Raw genomic sequence first — 17,284 nt, forward strand, 5'->3', positions numbered from 1 at the left:
CGGATTCGCTATCGCAAAGACGCGGATTAGGCGGATTTATCGGTATTCTTCACTACAATAAAAAAAAACCTCCAGTTTTAGCTGGAGGCAATTATTTTTTTCTCAAAATAAAAAATCAGTTTTTATCCGCGTCTTCGCGATAGCGAATCCGTTTTATCTGTGTACTGATTTTTAGAAATTAAACTGCACTTGCAATCTTAGTACATTTCCTTGCTGTCTGTTTATTGGCAGTGCGCTATCTTCAAAAGTTCGGTCTGCTACAACGTATTCTGCTGTAAGTTCAAATGCTTTGATTGGCTGCCATTCAACACCAAATTCGTAATCTCTTACTACATAACTTCTAGCATCTTTTTCATATTTTTTTCCTCCATCATAATATTGAAATTTAGCAAAAGGATAAATACGCTGTTTTTTAAGATCCCATTTATAGTTTAACAAAACGTAACCTCCATTCAAATCGGTTTGGTCAATATTTTTGGTAAGCGTATTGTATCTAGGCCCAGTTCCGAAGTTGTATTCCGTTTGAATTCCGAAAGGTCTTGGATATAAAACAAAAGTTGCTCCAACACGCTGATCTTTTACATATTGAGGATCGTTAACCGTAACTCCTGGTGAAACTTCTCCTGTAAAAGCCCATTTTCCAGTGTAAGCCTGAATTCCAGGTTCTATAATCTGGCTTCCAATAACAAAAGGATAAGTTACTCTCGCCACCACGTTTAAATCTCTATTTCCATCCAATTTGTTTGCGATTTGACCGTTGTAAACACCTAGTGCAAAAACACCAAAATCTCCAGAACCTTTGTAGCCGTCTTTAACCAGCATTTCAAAACGCTGTCTGATTTCGGCTGGAGCCCAATAAAAGAATATTCCTAAATCACGCTCATTCAAAATTGAAGAGTTAATTGCATCGGCGCGGTCTAGAGTTAAACGCTGCGAGCTTGACTGCATATTTTCAAATCCGTATGGAATTTTACTTTGCCCTACACGTACTCGATATTCTTTTTTCTTATCAAAAGAAAGATCAAAATACAAGTCACGAATCTGAACGAAGTTATTAATTCCGCTTGACGGTGAACTCGCAAAATCGGGCTGGAAATAGAAAAATACATTCGGATGCACTTGTCCAGAAAACACTAAACGGGCACGGCGAATAAAAAGTCCGTTGTTTGCTTTTGCATCTGGAGCTGTCGAAGTTGTTCCCCAAGATCTATCACATTGCTCACAAGAAACTTTATCGTTTGTAGAAAACAGTCCATTGTATCTAATCTGTGCATAACCTCTTAAAGAGATTCTATCATACCAATGTTCTTCAACTCCTCCTCCAGATTTAGTCTCCGGAAGTTTTGCTTTGTTTATAGAATCTAAAATACGCATTACTTCGTTTTTTACATCCTGTTTATTCAGCTCTTGCTTGTTTGTTTCCTGTGCATTGGCAGCACAAGTTAGCAGTAATAAAACTGCCAATAGTTTTCTTTTTATCATTAGTTCTGTAATTCCCTTAATTTCAGGATGCAAAGATGGAGCACCTATGTTAAGAAATCATTAACCAGATGTTACTATAATAAAAATTTAATGTTATGGCCTAAATCGAAATGTTTATTTATTGTTAAACACCTTTGTTTTAGGGCTTTTAGCAAAACCTTCGTTACGTTTTTTTAACGTCAGTTCTTAGTGATTTATTTGCTTTTTCGAGTGTAAAAGAGAATTCAGAGCCAATTCCGAACTCACTTTCTACATAAACTTTCTCTTTATGCGCTTCAATAATATGCTTTACAATCGCCAATCCTAAACCAGAACCTCCTTCAGATCTTGTTCCGCTTTTATCCACTCTATAAAAACGTTCAAAAAGTCTCGGAATGTTTTGTTTTTCAACGCCTTCTCCATTATCACTAATACGAATTAGGACTTTTTTCTTGGTTAAGTTTACCACGCCAACTTCAGTCAGACCACCTTCTTTTCCGTATTTAATAGAATTTACAATTAGGTTTTCCAGTACTTGCTGAATTCTATCCTGATCTCCTCTAATCATGACAGACTGCACATTTTTACTTTCAAAAGCCAGTTTAATTTTCTTCTTGTCTGCTTTCATTTCCAAAAGCTCAAAGACATTCTGGATCAATTCAACAATATCAAAATCAGTCATATTCAAATCTAAATCTCCCGATTCTAATTTGGTAATCATATCTAAATCTTCTACTATATAGATAAGACGCTCTACACCTTTTTCGGCGCGTTTTAAGTATTTCTTTCTGATATTTTTATCGTCCATTGCTCCATCAAGCAAAGTTGAAACGTAGCCTTGAACAGTAAATAAAGGTGTTTTCAATTCGTGCGAAACGTTTCCTAAAAACTCTCTTCTATATTGTTCACGAATTTCGAGCATTTCGATTTCGAGCTTTTTATCGGTCGCGAACTTTTTCACTTCACGCGAAAGTGTTTCCATATCGGTATTAATCGGCTGATTAATTAATGTTGTGGATTCTAATAATGAAACCTCATCGTAAATTTTCTTTACCCTTCGGTAAATAAATCGTTCTACACGATATTGTAAAACCAGAAAAGAAAAAATATAGATTACGATTATGAAAATTATTCCAAACGCAACTTGATGTTTTAGTTGATTTTTATAAAATAATGACATTAACATCAGTACAAATGCTGTTGTAAAGAGACTGATATACAATGCCGATTTTATGGCAAATTTGTATGTTTTTTTAAAATTAATCTTCATTGAAAAAATTGAACCATTAAGAAATTAAGAAAATTAAGTTTTGCTTTAAGCTATTTTTCTTTTGATTAAATCAAAAAACAAAAAATGAATAACTCAAAAACCATATAAGAAAATGAAGATTGTAGAGCTTCAATTCTTATATGGTTTAAATGTATTGAATATTTTTAAAAGAATTTGAATGGATTTAAAAACTAAGTGCCTTAGCAACTTAGTATCTTAGAACCTTAGCAACTTCAAAATCTAAACTTCAAATTTATAGCCTACACCTTTTATGGTTTTAAAAAGATCTTCGCCTATTTTTTCGCGCAATTTTCTGATGTGAACATCAATTGTTCTTCCTCCAACTACAACTTCGTTACCCCAAACTTTATCTAGGATTTCGTCTCTTTTAAAAACTTTTCCAGGTTTTGAAGCCAACAGATAAAATAATTCGAATTCTTTTCTTGGCAAAGCAATTTCTACATTGCCTTTTATGATTTTGTATTCTTCACGGTTAATCTCGATTCCGCCTACATTTAAAGTATCTGTAACAACTTCTTGTTCTTTTAACCTTCTTAACAGCGCCTTTACTTTTGAGACCAATAATTTTGGTTTGATAGGTTTGGTTATATAGTCATCGGCACCGGCATCAAAACCAGCTACTTGAGAATAATCTTCGCTTCTTGCTGTAAGGAACGTTATGATAACATTATTTAATTCTGGAATTTTTCTAATATGCTCGCAAGCCTCCATTCCGTCCATTTCTGCCATCATCACGTCCATAATGATTAGTTCTGGCAGCTCTTTCTGTGCTTTTGCTATAGCATCTTTTCCGTTAGAAGCTGTAACAATCTGGTAGCCTTCCTGAGCAAGGTTATAGCCAACGATTTCTAAGATATCTGGTTCGTCGTCAACTAATAAAATCTTAGTTTGTGTTTTTTTCATAAATAGCAAAAATTGAGATTTTTATATCGAAACTTCTTCATTAAACATTCGATATTTCTTATTTCACAGGGTAAATATACTAACAAAAGAACCTTTAAAAAATGGTGTTAACCGTAATTTAATCTCGTAACAATTTGATAATCTTAACAACACAAAAACATAACAAGTCGGTAACATGGACTTCACAGAGCGGTTCTTTCTTTGCACAAAAATAATAAGACACAAACACAACACTGAAAAAAAATGAAATTCAATTTAAGATTTCTCTTTATTGCATTATTTATCTGTACGATTTCGATCGCGCAAAACAAAGGTACGATTTCTGGAGTTCTAACTGATAAAGATATGAACAACGCATCTCTACCATTTGCTAATGTTTTAGTTAAAGGTACAAATATTAGCGTAAATACCGACGTAGACGGAAAATATTCCTTAAGCGTAAATCCTGGAAATTATACTTTAATCTTTAGTTTTTTAGGATATGAATCTGTTGAAGCTCCAGTAGCTGTTAAAGCAAACGAGACTATAACTGTTAATAAAGGACTTTCTTCTGGAAGCTATACGCTTAAAGATGTAGTTGTAAAATCAACAGCTAACAAAGAAAAAGAAACTGCTTTACTTTTAGATCAAAAAAATGCTGTTGTAATCAAACAAAGTATTGGTGCACAGGAAATGTCTCGAAAAGGTGTAAGCGATGTTGAAGAGGGTTTGACAAAAGTAACTGGAATCTCAAAAGTAGGTTCAAGAGGTATATTTGTACGTGGTCTTGAAGATCGTTACAATAACTTATTGATTAATGATCTTGCTGCTCCATCAAACAGCCCATATTCAAAAATCGTTCCGCTAGATTTATTCCCAACAAACATTGTTGGTGTAATTGATGTTTACAAAACTTTCAATCCAAATATTTACGGAGATTTCGCTGGAGGAACTTTCAATATCCAAACTTCAAAACCAACAAAAGCTGTCACTAAAATAAATATTGGAGCAGGATATACAACAGGAAACAGCTTCAAAGATTTCTTGCTTTCTGGAGACGCAGATTCTGCTGCTGGTTTCTTCGGGTTTAATGGTAAAGACAGAGAATTGCCAAGTTTCTTAAGTGAAACTGCCGGAAGAACAACTTTCACAAAAGATCAGGCATTAAACTCAGTTAGCGGAGATAAAGGTTTTAACGTTAGCAAAAGCAAAAGCCCATTAAACTCAAGCTTCAATTTTCTGCACGCTGAAAAATTTGACTTAAGCAACAACCGTAACCTTTCATACTTATTGTCTCTTAATTTCGATAATAACTTTGCAGTTAGAGAAGGTGTTAACAGAACACTACAAACACTTGGTGATAAATACAACAATGACTTCATCAATACTGAATACCGTTTCAAAACTAGCACTTCTGCATTAGTTGGTGTAAATTATTCAGCTGAGCGATACAAATTATCTTTCAACACTTTATACCTGAAAACTACATTAAACTCGATCTTAGATCAATACGGAGTTTTAAGCAATAATGGTATCAAGAACAACTTTATCCGTACGAATCAATTGGATAAAACAGATTATCTAAATACTCAATTATTAGGTGAATACAATTTGACAGAAGATAAAAACCAAACTTTAAAAGGTGGTGTATCTTATGCAAATACTAAATACGGTCAGCCAGACAGAAAATTCTACACTGGTACTCAAGAAACTGACAACCAAATTAACACTTCTTATGGAGGTAACAACTTCTTACGTCAGTATTTAAGTGTAGACGGAAATGTATTTGTTTCTGGATTATTAGAATACAATTTAAAATTTGGAAAAGACAAACAAAACAAATTGACTGTTGGTTATAACGGAAATTTTTCTAAAATGGAATCTTCTTACCGTTTTGTATCAAGTTATGGTGGTACCTTTTCATCAAACGACATCAACAATATCGATTCGAAAATTACAACTGACATCAACAACAACGTAGTTGCTTTTGCTGAAAGTTCAAACACAACTTATAAAGTAAAACTTAACGAAAGTGCAAATGCAGGATACGCAAACTTATTCTGGAAATTTGCTGACAAGTTTGAACTTAACGGAGGTGTAAGAGTTGAAAACACGATCAAAGAAACATACTTCAGAACTTTAGGTTCTTTTGATGATCCATTCAAAAAGAAAACATACAACAATCTTTATGTTTTACCTTCTGTAAACTTGAAATATCTAATGACAGAAACGTCTAATATTCGTTTCGCAGCAAGTAAAACGTATACAAAACCAGTTGTAATGGAATCTTTCCCTATCTCATACATCAATGCAGATAATACTTCAACACAAGGTAACTCATTATTGAAAAACAGTGATAACTATAATGTTGACTTGAAATACGAATTATTCCCAACTGCAAAAGAAATGATCACTTTTGGAATATTTGGAAAATATATTGACAATCCGATCGAAAGAACATTTATTGCAAACGCTACATCGGGAACTGTAACTACTTTCCTAAATTCAGATAATGCAACTTTGTACGGAGCAGAAGTTGAATTCCTTTTAGGATTAAACAGAATTAGTGAAAATCTTGAGCATTTCTCTTTCGGATTAAACGCTTCATTAATGTCTACGAAAGTAAATGTTGCAAAAACTTACGAATCTCAGGATGAGGATGGAAATGTAACGGTTAAAAATTCAATCGAAACACATAGCTCAAGATCATTGCAAGGTGCATCAGACTGGTTAGTAAACTCAGATTTGAAATATGAATTTAACTTAGGCAAAGACTGGACAAACACTATGTCTCTTGTTTATGGAGTATTCGGAAAAAGAATTTATGCAGTAGGAACAAACGGTCAGGATAATACTTATGAATTGCCTGTATCTCAATTAGACTTTGTTTGGGGAAGTAAACTCTCAGAGCATTTTGATGTGAAATTTACAGCAGACAACTTATTAAACCCAGCAAGACAGTTAGAATTTGGAAATAACGGAACTGTAAAAGTTGATGAACCATCTTTATTAGCAAACAGCTATAAAAAAGGTGTAGGATTCTCAGTTAAAGTTGGCTATACATTCTAATATTAAGAACACAATATACTTGAAAGCTCCAGAAATTCTGGGGCTTTTTTTATGGCAGCAATTTGCATAAATCTACTTAACATTCCCTTCACATTTTAGTCTATTTTTAATAACCGTAATGTAATACTCAGATAACACCCTAAAAGGATTAACCTCATAATTTTGACAAAAATAAAAACGAATAATACAACACAAAACTATGAAAACTAAAATTCTTGCTTTAGCACTTGCTACAGGTTTATTTTTTAATTCTTGCTCAAGCAGCGACGATCCAACTCCTGCACCGACACCTGCTACAGGAGAAATTACAGGTCCTATTACTGCTAACAAAACTTATGCTTACGGTAACTACACTTTAAAAGGAATTGTAAAAATTAATTCTGGTGTAACTGTAACTTTTGATGCAGGATCTACAATCACTATAGACAAAGCTACTGGAGACAACGCTTTAGTTGTTTTAAACGGAGGAAAACTTATCATCAACGGAACTGCTGACAAACCAGTTGTTTTTACTGAAAAATCTAAACTTCCTGGTTCTTGGGGAGGTATCATCATGTACGGTGATGCACCTGCAAAAGTTGCTGGAGGAGGAACTTCTTCGACTTCAGAAGATGGAAACAATATTTCTTATGGAGGATCTAATGCAACTCACAATGGTGGTTCATTAAACTACGTAAGAGTTGAGTACGCTGGTTCTAAATTAGCTGATGGAACAAAAGAAAACAATGCTTTCACATTCTACTCTGTAGGTTCTGGAACAACTTTAGATCACTTAGTAGCTTACAAAGGTGCTGACGACGGATTCGAATTCTTCGGAGGAACTGTAAGTATGACAAACGCTATCTCTTACGGTAACTATGATGATGCTTTTGACTGGCAAGATGGATGGCAAGGAACTGCTAACACAAACTGGTACGCTTACCAAACTGGAAAAGGAAACTACGGAATGGAAATCGAAGCATCTGCTAATGATAATTCTTTCGGACCAAAAGTTACTAACATCACTTTAAAAAGAGAAGCTGGAAACGTTCCTGAAGTTGGAGATAACCAAGTTGATGCTTTCCAATTCAAAAGAGAAGGTAACGGAGAATACAGCAACATCGTTGTTGATGGTTACGGAAACTTCACAACTGGAGCTACAACTTATCAAGGAGCAGTAGTTAGTATCTTAGATGCAGCAACTAACACTCACCAAGTAAATACATCTAAAATTAAAATTTTAAATGTAAAAATTTCTAACACAACAAACGTAACTCCTATTGCAGGTGCTGCTGGTTTTACAGTTGCTTTCCCAGCTGGAACTTTTACAACAAGTACTACAGCTACTGGAGCTTCATTAGCAGCAGGAGCTTGGGCTTCAGTTGATGGCGCTAGCTTAATCAAATAATTTACTTCGAATATAAATTGTTAAAAACATCCTAAAGAATTAGGATGTTTTTTTTTTGGCGTCATTTTTGTATTTTTTTTTGTATATTTACTGTAATCAAATACATGCGATGGCAAAAAACTACTTTTATATTACTTTCTTATTGGCATTTTTCTTCACTTTAAGCGTTTCGGCGCAAGATAGTAAGCAATTACCAAGACCTCAGGAATCTACTTCTATTGAGGGTCTAAGCTTGTATCCTAACCCAGTGACAAACGGAAAAGTCTATATCTCATCTAAAAACGATTTAGAGAAAGAAATTATTGTGTTTGATATTCTAGGCAAAAAAGTATTGCAGGCACATTTAGTATCAAAAGAATTAAATGTTTCAGACCTGCCACCTGGCGTTTACATTATCAAAATAAGCGAACAGAATGCATCGGCAACACGAAAACTCATTATAAGATAAATAGAAAAAGCTCCTCCACAGGAGCTTTTTTAATATTCACTATTTAGCTATTAGTATTCAGATTATTTTTCATTTAAATATTTTTTTTCTAAGCTGAGCACTTATTGGATGTACAAAAAACTGAACACTGAACACCAAAAAACAATATCTTTGCAAAAAAAAGTTTTGATTACATCCAGCGATATCTTTACCATTTCAAGTCAGAAGCAATTTGAAAAAATAGCACTAAAAGTGTTCCGTTTTCAGCATGAAAACAATAAAGTTTATCGCGATTTCTGTGATTTTTTAAAAGTAAATCCACAGCAGGTAAAATCACTACAGCAAATTCCTTTTTTACCCATTCAGTTTTTTAAAAGTCATGATGTCGTTTCTAATACAGATCCGGCACAAGTAACTTTTACCAGTAGTGGCACAACCGGAATGATTACCAGTAGACATTTAGTGACCGATGTTTCCCTATATGAGGAAAGTTACCGCAAAGGTTTTTCTCAGTTTTATGGCAACATAGAAGATTATGTTGTTTTAGCCCTTTTGCCGTCTTATTTAGAACGCGAAGGCTCTTCGTTAATCTATATGGTCGAAGATTTGATAAAACTCTCTAATCAGCCTGAAAGTGGGTTTTATTTGCACAATCATGACGACCTTATCAAAAAGCTTCTTGAATTGGACGAGGCAGGCCAAAATGTAATCTTAATTGGGGTTACTTACGCTTTATTAGATTTAATTGAAAAACACGAATTCAATCTTCAAAATACCATTATTATGGAAACTGGAGGAATGAAAGGAAAAAGAAAAGAAATGATTCGCGAAGAATTACACGAAATTTTATGTAAAGGTTTTGGCGTTTCATCCATTCATTCAGAATACGGAATGACTGAACTTTTAGCACAAGCCTATTCTTTGGGCGAAGGTGTTTTTGAATGTCCATCTTGGATGCATATTTTAGTTCGAGATCCAGAAGATGCTCTTACTTACGTGAATGATGGGAAAACTGGCGGAATCAATGTGATAGATTTAGCCAATATCAATTCATGTTCTTTTATAGCTACGCAGGATTTAGGCAAAAAATACTCCAACAACTCTTTTGAAGTGTTGGGACGTTTTGATAATTCTGATATTCGCGGGTGTAATTTGATGGTCTTATAGGTTTAATCGTTGATTTGTTTAATCGGTTAATCGATATTCATCGCATTGTTCAAACGTTCCTACGGAACGTATAACTGCAAACTAAATTTTAACTACCGACCAGACATTCCTACGGAATGTTTTTTTTCAATAAAAAAATCCCAATATTCTTTTGAACATTGGGATTTATATATCAATTTAAGATTTTCATGAATCGATTAAACAATTAACCGATTAAACAGTTAAACCTTTTTAAACAACACGAATCACAAAATAATTCTTCTTTCCGCTTTGCAATAAAACGAATTGATTGTTGATTAAATCATTTGCTGTTAAAACAAAATCTTCTTTTATTTTTTCTCTATTTACAGAAATTGAGTTTGCAGTTAAAGCACGTCTCGCTTCTCCGTTTGATTTAAAGAAACCAGTTTTTTCGTTTAAAACCGTGATAATTTCCAATCCGTTTTCTAAATCAGATTTTGCAATTTCAGCTTGCGGAACTCCGTCAAAAACTTCCAAGAAAGTCGATTCATCCAGATTTTTCAAATCTTCAGTAGTAGATTTTCCAAATAATACATTTGAAGCCTGAATCGCTTTTTCTAATTCTTCTTCACCATGAACAAAAGTTGTAATTTCTTTAGCCAATGCATTCTGTAAAATTCTTAAATGTGGTTCTGCACGATGAATAGCGATTAAAGATTCTATATTTCCTTCATCTAGGAAAGTAAAAATCTTAATATATTTTTCTGCATCTGCATCAGTTGTATTAATCCAAAATTGGTAGAATTTGTATACAGAAGTTTTATCAGCATCCAACCAAACGTTTCCACCTTCAGATTTTCCGAATTTAGATCCGTCAGCTTTTGTAATCAAAGGAGTTGTTAAAGCGTAAGCTTTAGCATTTTCACCTCCCATTCTACGCACTAATTCTGTCCCTGTGGTAATATTACCCCATTGGTCAGAACCACCCATTTGCAGAATACAGTTGTTGTTTTTATATAAATGATAGAAATCGTAACCTTGAATTAACTGATATGTAAATTCTGTAAAAGACATTCCCTCACCTTCGCCGCTAAATCTCTTTTTTACAGAATCTTTAGCCATCATATAGTTTACAGTAATTCTTTTTCCAACTTCACGTGCAAAATCGATAAAAGAGAATTCTTTCATCCAATCGTAGTTATTCACCATTACAGGTGCATTTACTTCGGTTGAATTAAAATCTAAGAAACGAGACAAAACGCTTTTGATTCCAGCTACGTTTTTAGCTAGAGCCTCTTCGTCAAGCAAGTTTCTTTCATCAGATTTACCAGAAGGATCCCCAATCATTCCTGTTGCTCCACCTACTAAGGCAATCGGTCTATGTCCGAAATTCTTTAAGTGAACCAATAAAATGATCTGTACCATACTTCCGATGTGCAGTGAATCTGCCGTTGGATCAAAACCGATATAGGCAGTGGTTGCTTCTTTTAGCAATTGTTCTTCCGTTCCAGGCATACTATCATGGTATAACCCGCGCCATTTTAATTCTTCAACTAGATTCTTCATTTTTTAAATAATTTGCGCAAATGTAATCAATGTCGATGGCAATCACAAAAAGCAATTTCATTATCAACAATAAAAAGCCCTTTCAATATAAATTTTAATCATTTAAACTAAAAACATGATAATGAGATTTATTTAAAAACTCACTTTTCTAATACAAAAGGGCAAAGGATATTTAATAAATCACTTTACGGAAACACGTAAAAATCTATTTTATTTTTTGTTTAGATTCGCCCACCAAAAACTACCAAAATGAAAAATACCTTTTTACTTATTCTTTTTCTTTACTGCACCTTTATCAATGCACAGATATCTTTTGAAAAAGGATACTTTATTTCCAACAATGGAACACGAACAGAATGTTTCATCCGAAACTTAGACTGGAAAAACAATCCAACCGATTTCAAATACAAATCCCAGATTAATGACAACGATTACAAAACAGAAACCCTTGCTAATGTTCAAGAATTTGGAATCGACAATACTGTAACTTTCAAAAGAGCCAAAGTAAAAATGGATCGTTCCAGTGATAATTTAGACAAACTATCAGAAACTGGACAACCTGTATGGGAAGAAAATACTCTTTTTCTAAGGTTATTAGTTCAGGGAGAAGCAACACTATACTCGTATACCGAAGGAAATCTTATTCGATATTTTTACGAAACAAAAAGTACCCCGTTAGAACAACTTATATATTTAAAATACACTCTGACAAAAGGAGATAAATCAACCGGAGAATTAAGAGAAAATGATTCCTACAAACAACAATTAAACAACAATGTAAGATCTGCAAATACAACCGACAGCGAGATTACGAATCTAAAATATAAAAAAGCTGATCTTACCAGATACTTTTTAAAACACAATAATACCGACAACAAAACAAAAAACAGTGTAATATCTAAATCTAGTGAAGGTCATTTTCATTTAAAAATAACACCTGAACTTAGCTTTATCTCAGGATCTATGAATGATGGAGACAGTCCATCAATAGATGTAAATTTAGATAGCAATACTAATTTTAAAATAGGCTTGGAAGCAGAATATCTTCTTCCTTTTAATAAAAACAAATGGAGCCTCTTTTTAAATCCTGCTTATCAAAAATACGAAACCACCAAACAATATAGCAGACCAGGTCTTTTTGCGGGATCTCCCCCTATAACTCGTAACATAGAAGTTAAATACACAAGCATCCAAGTTCCAATAGGATTACGTTATTATTTTCTTATTAATAATAATTCAAAAGTTTTCATAAATGCTGCTTACTCTTTTGATATAAATGGAAAAGCAAGTTTATCCTTTGATAAAAATGCAGAGCTTGAAAGTAAAACGGGATCTAATTTTACTTTTGGAGTAGGTTACAACTTTAAAAACAAATTCAGTGCTGAAATTAGAACAAATACAAAAAAACAGCTATTAGGAGATTACAACACCATTTCTGTTGACTACAAAGCAATTGATTTGGTATTTGCCTATTCTATCTTCTAGTACACAACAGGAACTTCACAAAAAAAACTAAAGCAAAGGACAAACATTTATCCTTTGCTTTAGTGTTTTAAATAATTTGTGCAAATGCAATCAATATTGATCGCAATGACAAAAAACAAAAAACTCTTTGAAACTCTGAAACTTTATAAAAAATCCTTTGCAACTTTGTTCCTCTGCAACTTTGCTCCTTCCAACCAAAAACTTATCTTTACAACATGATATTAGTAACTGGAGGAACTGGTTTAGTAGGCGCACATTTATTGCTTCATTTAATTGAAAATGGAGAAAATGTTCGGGCAATTTACAGAACCGAAAAGAATATTCAGAAAACAAAATCGGTTTTTGATCTTTATAAAAAAACAGATTTGTTTGAAAAAATTAATTGGCTTGAAGCCGATATTTTGGACATACCTTCTCTTGAAACTGCTTTTATCGGCATCACAAAAGTATATCATTCCGCAGCTTTTATTTCTTTCGAACCAAAAGACGAAGAAACCCTTAGAAAAACCAATATCGAAGGAACTGCAAATATGGTCAATTTTGCTATCGCCAAAGAAGTAGAAAAGTTTTGCTATATCAGTTCGATTGCCGCTTTAGGAGATATTGCAGCGCATGAAACACACATTACCGAAGAAACAGATTGGAACCCTGAAAAACCACACAGCGATTATGCCATTTCTAAATATGGTGCCGAGATGGAAGTTTGGCGCGGACACCAAGAAGGTTTAAATGTTATTATTGTAAATCCAGGTGTAATTCTAGGTCCGCCAAAAATGATGGATATTTTTGATGAAGGTAGTAGTGAAATATATCGTAAAGTTTCTAAAGGACTTCCATTCTACACATTGGGAAGCACTGGTTTTATCTCTGTTGATGATGTTGTCAAAACCAGTTTTGAGTTGATGAAAAGCGATATAAAAAACGAACGTTTTACACTAATTGCAGACAACATTGTTTTTAAAGATCTTTTAGACACTGTTGCTGACGCTTTAAAAGTAAAAAGACCGCATATTCATGCCACACCATTTTTAATGAATTTATTGTGGATTACTGACGGAATATTTTCGACCTTATTTTTCAGAAAAAGAAGCATCACAAAAGCAACAGCAAAAGCTTCGTACTCAAAAAATCTGTATAGTAATGAAAAAATAAAAACCGCTCTAGGAACGGTTTTTACAGATATTCATCAATATATTATTGATAGCTCAAAATTATAGTTTTCTTCTATTTCTGTGAGCTTGTTGTATAGAATCAATATTAACTTTTGGAGTTGTTTTCTGAACAGAATCTTTTGACATTTCTTTCAATTTATTTCTCGCTTGCTTCGCTGCTTTTTTCTCATCAATTTTAACTAAAGAATCAGCTGCTCTTTGATTGACTTCAATTCTTTTATTGACCTGATCAAACATGTCTTTATAACTATCATAATCAGAAGCATAATACATGTTGTTCTGTGCAAACTGAAGACTGTCTACTTTGTATTTTTTAAAAATAAACCTTTTCGGATCATTATCTATCGAATCCAAAGACAATGGTTTCTGATATCTCATTGCTTCCAAAAGAGACAAATCATACATAATATCAATCATTTTATCTTTCTCAATAAGCTTTGCAGGCTGTTTTACCACATCCTTTTTACAGCTGATAGAAAGAAACAAAACCAATATTATTACTATAAAATTCTTCATAGTTGCTTTTTATCTGTCAAACAATAATCTTTTACCCGCTCTAGTATCTTTTACTTTGAAATTATTGTAAACCAATTCTCCGTTTACAAAAGTATGCGTAATTCTTGATTTGAAAGTATAACCTTCAAACGGCGACCATCCGCATTTGTATAAAATGTTTTCTGGTTTAACGCTCCAAGGCAGACTTGGATTTATGATTACTAAATCGGCGTGATAACCTTCTTTGATAAATCCTCTTTTTTCAATCTTGAAAAGCTTAGCTGGATTGTGGCACATTTTCTCCACAATTTTCTCCACACTAATTTTTCCTTGATGATGCGCTTCAAACATAGCTACAACAGCGTGCTGTACCAACGGGCCTCCAGAAGGCGCATTTAGATAAGATTGCTGTTTTTCTTCTTTGGTATGCGGGGCGTGATCTGTCGCGATTACGTCAATTCTTCCGTCGTTAAGAGCTTTCCAAAGTTCAGCACGATCTTCCGCTGTTTTAACCGCAGGATTCCATTTAATGAAATTTCCTTTTGTTTTATAATCTTCATCTGTAAACCAAAGATGATGCACACAAACCTCAGCAGTAATTTTTTTCTCTTCTAATGGAATTTTATTGGTAAACAATTCCATTTCTTTCGCAGTAGAAAGATGAAAAATATGCAACCTTGCGCCAGTTCTTTTAGCTAAAGCAACAGCTTTTGAAGAAGAAATATAACAAGCTTCAGCACTTCTAATTAAATTGTGTGCCGTAACCGGAACATCGTCTCCATATTGCTCTTTAAAAGCAACAAGATTATTTTTAATTGTAGTTTCGTCTTCACAGTGAACTGCAATTAACATTGGAGTGCTTGAAAATATTTTTTCTAAAACCGCTTCATTATCAACCAACATATTTCCTGTAGACGAACCTAAGAAAATCTTAATTCCCGCAACATTTTTTGGATTCGTTTTTAAAACCTCTTCCAAATTATCGTTTGTTGCTCCCATCATAAACGAGTAATTCGCAAATGATTTTTTTGACGCAATTTGATATTTATCTTCTAAAATTTCTTGAGTAACCGCATTCGGAACCGTATTCGGCTGTTCTATAAAAGAAGTAATCCCGCCCGCAACAGCTGCACGAGATTCTGATTCAATGTCGCCTTTATGCGTTAAACCTGGTTCTCTAAAATGAACTTGATCATCGATCGCGCCTGGCATTAAATAATTTCCTTCGGCATCGATGACAATACAATCTGAAGTTTTTAGCGAAATGCTGTCTGCAATTTCAACAATCAGATCGTTTTCAATTAAAACATCACCTTCAAAAATTGTCCCTTCGTTTACAATTTTGGCATTTTTTATTAAAATCCTGTTCATCTCGGTTGGTTTATAATGAATTGACTAATTTTCTTAATCTAAGCGAAATCACTCCAAGTATAGCTTCTTTGATAATAGCATTACTCATTTTAGAAACTCCTTTTGTTCTGTCTGTAAAAATAATTGGGACTTCCGTAATTTGGAATTTAGCACAGTACGTTCTGTACTTCATTTCAATTTGAAACGCGTACCCGACAAACTTTATTTTATTTAAGTTGATTTTCTCTAGAACTTCTCTTTTGTAACATACAAAACCTGCAGTGGCATCGTGAATTTTCATTCCGGTGATAAATTTCACATAAACAGAAGCAAAATAAGACATCAGAACTCGGCTAAGTGGCCAGTTTACCACATTTACCCCTTTTACATAACGAGATCCAATTGCAAGGTCAGCTCCGCCGAAATGACAAGCATCGTATAATTTTTCTAAATCATTTGGATTATGAGAAAAATCGGCATCCATCTCAAAAATAAATTGATAGTCGCGCTCCAAAGCCCATTTAAAGCCATGAACATAAGCTGTTCCCAAACCTGATTTTTTAGTTCTCTGCTCCAAAAACAGTTTTCCTGGATATTCTTCCTGCAATGCAATTACTTTCTTCGCAGTATGATCAGGAGAATTATCATCGATAATCAGCAGATGAAAAGATTTATGTTGTGAAAGTACAGCTCTAACTATACTTTCTATATTTTCAATTTCGTTATAAGTGGGAATTATGACAATGCTATCATTCATTTTTTTCTCGGTAATTTCACCGCAAAAGTAAACTTTTTATAGCATTTGATTCATAATAAATATATAATAAAAGTATTGCATCAAAAAATTACTAATTTTGTAACGCTATGATTGAACAATTACACCCTCGAATTCTTGAAAACAAAGACTGGGCAACACTTTTATTTGTGCTGACCTTTGCTGTTGTTGCCATGACAAAATCGGCTTACGAAACAAGATTTAGTGAGTTTAGTAAACTTATTTTTTCTGATAAATACGCCAAAATTTATCGAGACAATAGTCACATGAAAAACAGCTTTACGGTTGGTTTATTTTTTGTGCAGATTGTATCGTTTGCCTTTTTCATTCTGCTAACGATGCATATATTTTCACTAGACCAAAAAACTGGAGCCTATACTATTCAAAAAACTGACTGGCTTTTATTTATCCGAATTGCAACTTTTCTACTTTATTTCATTTTAGGAAAATATTTGATTGAGAAAATTGTAGCTGCTTCTTTCAATATTGATGAATTTGTAGAACTTTTTAACTTACAAAAAGTAACCTACAGAACGTATATAGGTGTTTTAATCCTCCCTATCAATGCCATTTTGTTCTATTACAACAATATTCCACAAATTATACCGCTAGCAATCATAGGCATTTCGCTGTGTATTAGCGTATACTCTTACTTTATTTCAATTAAAACGTATCAAAACGTAATTATCGGTAAGTTATTTTATTTTATTTTGTATCTTTGCGCTCTTGAAATAGCCCCTTATTATTTTCTCTATTATTGGATAACAAAAGGGAGTGCTTAGAAAATATTTATAAT

At 33.5% G+C, this 17,284-nt stretch carries 14 protein-coding genes; 7 read left to right on the plus strand and 7 right to left on the minus strand.

Going from position 1 to position 17,284, the window contains the following annotated elements:
• Window positions 1-171: 171 nt before the first annotated feature.
• The 3 genes from PQ463_RS15860 to PQ463_RS15870 all read right to left on the minus strand — a co-directional run bounded on the left by PQ463_RS15860 (window position 172) and on the right by PQ463_RS15870 (window position 3,655).
• Window positions 172-1,482: a porin gene (locus PQ463_RS15860; protein ID WP_274254495.1), complete on the minus strand. Its 1,311-nt coding sequence runs from the start codon at window positions 1,480-1,482 to the stop codon at window positions 172-174.
• Window positions 1,483-1,645: 163 nt separating this feature from the next.
• Complete coding sequence (locus PQ463_RS15865) at window positions 1,646-2,731, minus strand: sensor histidine kinase (RefSeq protein ID WP_274254496.1); 1,086 nt, start codon at window positions 2,729-2,731, stop codon at window positions 1,646-1,648.
• A gap of 240 nt (window positions 2,732-2,971) precedes the next feature.
• On the minus strand, window positions 2,972-3,655 hold the full coding sequence (locus PQ463_RS15870) for a response regulator transcription factor (RefSeq protein ID WP_008465097.1): 684 nt from the start codon (window positions 3,653-3,655) through the stop codon (window positions 2,972-2,974).
• A 243-nt stretch (window positions 3,656-3,898) separates the two neighbouring features.
• Between PQ463_RS15870 and PQ463_RS15875 the strand changes: the two genes are divergently transcribed.
• The 4 genes from PQ463_RS15875 to PQ463_RS15890 all read left to right on the plus strand — a co-directional run bounded on the left by PQ463_RS15875 (window position 3,899) and on the right by PQ463_RS15890 (window position 9,684).
• On the plus strand, window positions 3,899-6,703 hold the full coding sequence (locus PQ463_RS15875) for a TonB-dependent receptor (protein WP_274254497.1): 2,805 nt from the start codon (window positions 3,899-3,901) through the stop codon (window positions 6,701-6,703).
• Between the two features lie 199 nt (window positions 6,704-6,902).
• A complete protein-coding gene (locus PQ463_RS15880) occupies window positions 6,903-8,090 on the plus strand; it encodes a beta-helix domain-containing protein (RefSeq protein ID WP_274254498.1) in 1,188 nt (395 codons plus the stop codon).
• A gap of 109 nt (window positions 8,091-8,199) precedes the next feature.
• Window positions 8,200-8,538: a T9SS type A sorting domain-containing protein gene (locus tag PQ463_RS15885; protein WP_274254499.1), complete on the plus strand. Its 339-nt coding sequence runs from the start codon at window positions 8,200-8,202 to the stop codon at window positions 8,536-8,538.
• Window positions 8,539-8,703: 165 nt separating this feature from the next.
• Window positions 8,704-9,684 (plus strand): LuxE/PaaK family acyltransferase, encoded by a 981-nt coding sequence (locus PQ463_RS15890; RefSeq protein WP_274257965.1) that lies wholly within the window; start codon window positions 8,704-8,706, stop codon window positions 9,682-9,684.
• Between the two features lie 231 nt (window positions 9,685-9,915).
• On the opposite strand, the gene tyrS is transcribed toward PQ463_RS15890, so the two are convergent.
• On the minus strand, window positions 9,916-11,211 hold the full coding sequence (gene tyrS, locus PQ463_RS15895; RefSeq protein ID WP_274254500.1) for a tyrosine--tRNA ligase: 1,296 nt from the start codon (window positions 11,209-11,211) through the stop codon (window positions 9,916-9,918).
• Window positions 11,212-11,460: 249 nt separating this feature from the next.
• Here tyrS and PQ463_RS15900 point away from each other — a divergent pair, with 249 nt between their 5' ends.
• Window positions 11,461-12,696, plus strand: coding sequence for an outer membrane beta-barrel protein (locus tag PQ463_RS15900; RefSeq protein ID WP_274254501.1), 1,236 nt, complete (start codon window positions 11,461-11,463; stop codon window positions 12,694-12,696).
• Window positions 12,697-12,911: 215 nt separating this feature from the next.
• Complete coding sequence (locus tag PQ463_RS15905; RefSeq protein ID WP_274254502.1) at window positions 12,912-13,913, plus strand: NAD-dependent epimerase/dehydratase family protein; 1,002 nt, start codon at window positions 12,912-12,914, stop codon at window positions 13,911-13,913.
• Here PQ463_RS15905 and PQ463_RS15910 read toward each other — a convergent pair.
• From PQ463_RS15910 to PQ463_RS15920, 3 genes are read right to left on the minus strand one after another with little or no spacing between them, the layout of a single operon-like run.
• Window positions 13,908-14,384, minus strand: a complete 477-nt coding sequence (locus PQ463_RS15910; protein WP_274254503.1) for a DUF4296 domain-containing protein — start codon at window positions 14,382-14,384, stop codon at window positions 13,908-13,910. The two genes, PQ463_RS15905 and PQ463_RS15910, sit on opposite strands and share 6 nt — an antisense overlap.
• Before the next feature lie 9 nt (window positions 14,385-14,393).
• Window positions 14,394-15,734, minus strand: a complete 1,341-nt coding sequence (locus tag PQ463_RS15915) for a dihydroorotase (RefSeq protein ID WP_274254505.1) — start codon at window positions 15,732-15,734, stop codon at window positions 14,394-14,396.
• A 10-nt stretch (window positions 15,735-15,744) separates the two neighbouring features.
• Complete coding sequence (locus tag PQ463_RS15920; RefSeq protein ID WP_008465116.1) at window positions 15,745-16,470, minus strand: polyprenol monophosphomannose synthase; 726 nt, start codon at window positions 16,468-16,470, stop codon at window positions 15,745-15,747.
• Window positions 16,471-16,577: 107 nt separating this feature from the next.
• Between PQ463_RS15920 and PQ463_RS15925 the strand changes: the two genes are divergently transcribed.
• Window positions 16,578-17,270 carry a DUF4271 domain-containing protein gene (locus PQ463_RS15925; protein ID WP_274254506.1) on the plus strand — a complete coding sequence of 231 codons (693 nt, stop codon included), beginning with the start codon at window positions 16,578-16,580 and terminating at the stop codon, window positions 17,268-17,270.
• Window positions 17,271-17,284 lie beyond the last annotated feature (14 nt).

It is taken from the genome of Flavobacterium sp. KACC 22763 (genome assembly GCF_028736155.1).
Taxonomy (GTDB): Bacteria; Bacteroidota; Bacteroidia; order Flavobacteriales; family Flavobacteriaceae; genus Flavobacterium.

Bases quoted from the DNA above. Each gene is read 5' to 3' on its own strand.
- PQ463_RS15860 (WP_274254495.1), bottom strand. From the start codon at position 1,482: ATGATAAAAAGAAAACTATTGGCAGTTTTATTACTGCTAACTTGTGCT.
- PQ463_RS15865 (WP_274254496.1), bottom strand. From the start codon at position 2,731: ATGAAGATTAATTTTAAAAAAACATACAAATTTGCCATAAAATCGGCA.
- PQ463_RS15870 (WP_008465097.1), bottom strand. From the start codon at position 3,655: ATGAAAAAAACACAAACTAAGATTTTATTAGTTGACGACGAACCAGAT.
- PQ463_RS15875 (WP_274254497.1), top strand. From the start codon at position 3,899: ATGAAATTCAATTTAAGATTTCTCTTTATTGCATTATTTATCTGTACG.
- PQ463_RS15880 (WP_274254498.1), top strand. From the start codon at position 6,903: ATGAAAACTAAAATTCTTGCTTTAGCACTTGCTACAGGTTTATTTTTT.
- PQ463_RS15885 (WP_274254499.1), top strand. From the start codon at position 8,200: ATGGCAAAAAACTACTTTTATATTACTTTCTTATTGGCATTTTTCTTC.
- tyrS (WP_274254500.1), bottom strand. From the start codon at position 11,211: ATGAAGAATCTAGTTGAAGAATTAAAATGGCGCGGGTTATACCATGAT.
- PQ463_RS15900 (WP_274254501.1), top strand. From the start codon at position 11,461: ATGAAAAATACCTTTTTACTTATTCTTTTTCTTTACTGCACCTTTATC.
- PQ463_RS15905 (WP_274254502.1), top strand. From the start codon at position 12,912: ATGATATTAGTAACTGGAGGAACTGGTTTAGTAGGCGCACATTTATTG.
- PQ463_RS15910 (WP_274254503.1), bottom strand. From the start codon at position 14,384: ATGAAGAATTTTATAGTAATAATATTGGTTTTGTTTCTTTCTATCAGC.
- PQ463_RS15915 (WP_274254505.1), bottom strand. From the start codon at position 15,734: ATGAACAGGATTTTAATAAAAAATGCCAAAATTGTAAACGAAGGGACA.
- PQ463_RS15920 (WP_008465116.1), bottom strand. From the start codon at position 16,470: ATGAATGATAGCATTGTCATAATTCCCACTTATAACGAAATTGAAAAT.
- PQ463_RS15925 (WP_274254506.1), top strand. From the start codon at position 16,578: ATGATTGAACAATTACACCCTCGAATTCTTGAAAACAAAGACTGGGCA.